Genomic DNA, 2,495 nt, shown 5'->3' with positions numbered 1-2,495 from the left:
CTTTGCCTGATGACCATAGCGAGTCGGTCCCACCCCTTCCCATCCCGAACAGGACCGTGAAACGACTCTACGCCGATGATAGTGCGGATTCCCGTGTGAAAGTAGGTAATCGTCAGGCTCCCTAAGCCAGAAACCCCCGCCCGATAAGGCGGGGGTTTTTGCATTTGGGCGTCGGAAAAGTATCCAAGAGGGTCAGCGCCGAGCGGCATGGACCGGCGCGTCGACGGTGGCGGCTCAAATCGGGATTGCTTCCACGAGGTTGGCCAGGTCTTCTCCGCCTCCGTCAGTTGCCTGCACGCCCCCAACTGGTGTTGCTGATCGGACGGGAATGACCCTGGCAACTTCTCCGCGACAATCTCCTGTCAGGCCTCGCTCGATGCTGACCGTCGCCGGACGTACCGCGCGTCCAAGATCAGATAATCTCTCAGCACCTCGTGATCGCCGCTGTATGGGGTGCATCTTCTGTTAAGTCGCTACACGCAGTCGCCTCGTGTCCCGTTTGCCTGCCCCGTTGTTCACAACAGCCGCCGAAGCCATGCGAGACGTCCGCGCTTCGGGCTCTCCTGTCGCAAACGTGCTGAATCCGTTTCCCATGACGCTGCGCGATTGAACTGCATCAAGAAGGCACGGTATCGCTATCAAGTGCCATCCTCGCGCCAATTTGCGTTATCTAGCGTCGAACGAGCCGGTCTCCTCCTTCTCCCTCGGCTCGAAGTGTGTGCCGCCCGCGTCGACGCAGGCACCTCGCATGCCGTACTGGGATAGCCGAGCGGAGAATCTCCGGCCAGTGGAAATCGGTGCGGCATGCCTCTTCCCTGATACCGGCGCAGTTGAGCGTTGTTGGGTTGCGCACGTCGAAGGTCGACGCTCGCGCGCCATATATCGGCTTTCCAACGTCTTGGGACGCGTAAGGCGTGGCGATGGCGCCTGCGCCGAACCCGGCGTTCGGCTGGGTGCGGCGGGCCTCGTCCGAGCGGTTGTCGAAGTCGTGTGTCCGCACTGATTCGTTGCAATAGCCGATCGGTGGTTGACGTTGGTGGATTCGCGCGAGGAGGCGCCACTTTCGGTCCATCTCCGTCGTGGCGGGCCAAGCTGATGGGGAGGGCAGGAGCTCCGGCTCATGTCGTCGCCGACGAGCTGCGCAACGGATCGACGCAGGCCCGACTCGCAGGATTCATCCCGAGGGGCGCTGTTGTTGGCGCCAGGGTTTGCGGGGCATCGTTGAGCCGTCGTACATCCGCGATCGAGTCCCGATTCATCGGTCGCGCCGCGCGAGCCGACTGGCGCCAAACTCAGACGCCCGGTGCGAGCGCCGGCTTCAACCGTCCGCGCGTCCGAGCGCCGTGCATGCGGCCGGTGCCCCGTGGCGAAGCTGTCGGCCAGGGTTTGTTGCGGATCGCTGCGTTCGAGCTCGAGCGGAACCCGTGTCTGCCGTGGCGGTGGCATGTGCAGTCGACGCTAGAGGTCGTTACGAGCGAGCGGGAGCCCTGGAATTCTTACCTGAGGTAAGTGGGCCCCTCCAAGCGATGCTGCGCCTTCTAGCGACGTCGTCAAACGCAGGGCAGCGTGGATGGAATTTCGATGATGAGGGCGGCTCCGCCGCCACCGCCGGAGAAATACGAAAAGCCCTGTCGCACGAGGCGCCGCCAGGGCCAGATTCAGCTGTCCGAGGCGCAGGATGCGAAGCCTCTATCTCCCCGCCGAAGGCGCTACCGAGACTCCCGCGAACACCTCCGACCGGGCCGACGAAGCCGCTCGGCACGAAATTTGCCGAAATTTGCATCTACCCGCTTGGCATTGCGCGAAAGAGGTCGTATGATGGCGGTCTTTCGTTTTTAGCGCAGATGCAGATCGGCGCTGAAGGCGGAGTCTGACGAAGATGTGACGCCGATCGGCAACATCTCGTGCTTGCCTTAGCCGGGCAAGGGCGGGGTCGGCGGGAAGCAAAAGTCGGGAAGAGAATGAAAATAATCTTCCGGATGTGCTTGACAGGAGTGCGATGCACCCCCATAATCGTCAGTTCTCTACGGAGGGGTGCCCGAGTGGCTAAAGGGGGCAGACTGTAAATCTGTTGGCTTACGCCTACGTTGGTTCGAATCCAACCTCCTCCACCAAGATATCAGCGCAGTGAGCGGCAAGGAATCGTTAGTGGCCCGTGCGGGTGTAGCTCAATGGTAGAGCAGAAGCCTTCCAAGCTTACGACGAGGGTTCGATTCCCTTCACCCGCTCCAGACCGCTAAGTTGAAGCGTAGCGCCCATGTGGCTCAGTGGTAGAGCACTCCCTTGGTAAGGGAGAGGTCGGCAGTTCGATCCTGCCCATGGGCACCAGCAGTAAAAAGTCAGTGTCTTGTTTGCGCGCGGCGCAACCTGTGAAATTCCTTTTGGGAGTCGAAAATGGCCAAGGGTAAATTTGAGCGGACCAAGCCGCACGTGAACGTTGGTACGATTGGTCACGTTGACCACGGCAAGACGACGCTGACGGCAGCGATCACGAC

General features: G+C 61.2%; 1 protein-coding gene, 3 tRNA genes and 1 rRNA gene. All 5 read left to right on the top strand.

Going from position 1 to position 2,495, the window contains the following annotated elements; translation table 11 throughout:
• Nucleotides 1-5 precede the first annotated feature (5 nt).
• Nucleotides 6-118: ribosomal RNA gene (gene rrf / locus HWX14_RS36235) — 5S ribosomal RNA — on the top strand.
• Between the two features lie 1,910 nt (nt 119-2,028).
• Nucleotides 2,029-2,114 (top strand) — tRNA-Tyr (locus HWX14_RS36230).
• Nucleotides 2,115-2,157: 43 nt separating this feature from the next.
• Nucleotides 2,158-2,231: transfer RNA gene (locus HWX14_RS36225), tRNA-Gly, on the top strand.
• A 22-nt stretch (nt 2,232-2,253) separates the two neighbouring features.
• Nucleotides 2,254-2,328, top strand: a tRNA-Thr gene (locus HWX14_RS36220).
• Between the two features lie 66 nt (nt 2,329-2,394).
• On the top strand, nt 2,395-2,495 hold a 101-nt coding region (locus tag HWX14_RS36215), incomplete at its 3' end, for a GTP-binding protein (RefSeq protein ID WP_033456734.1).

Origin of the sequence: Burkholderia sp. BCC0044 (assembly GCF_902832955.1) — a bacterium.
Lineage (GTDB): Bacteria > Pseudomonadota > Gammaproteobacteria > Burkholderiales > Burkholderiaceae > Burkholderia.
The sequence above is the reverse complement of the archived record's forward strand: the minus strand, read 5'-3'. Positions and strand labels throughout refer to the sequence as shown.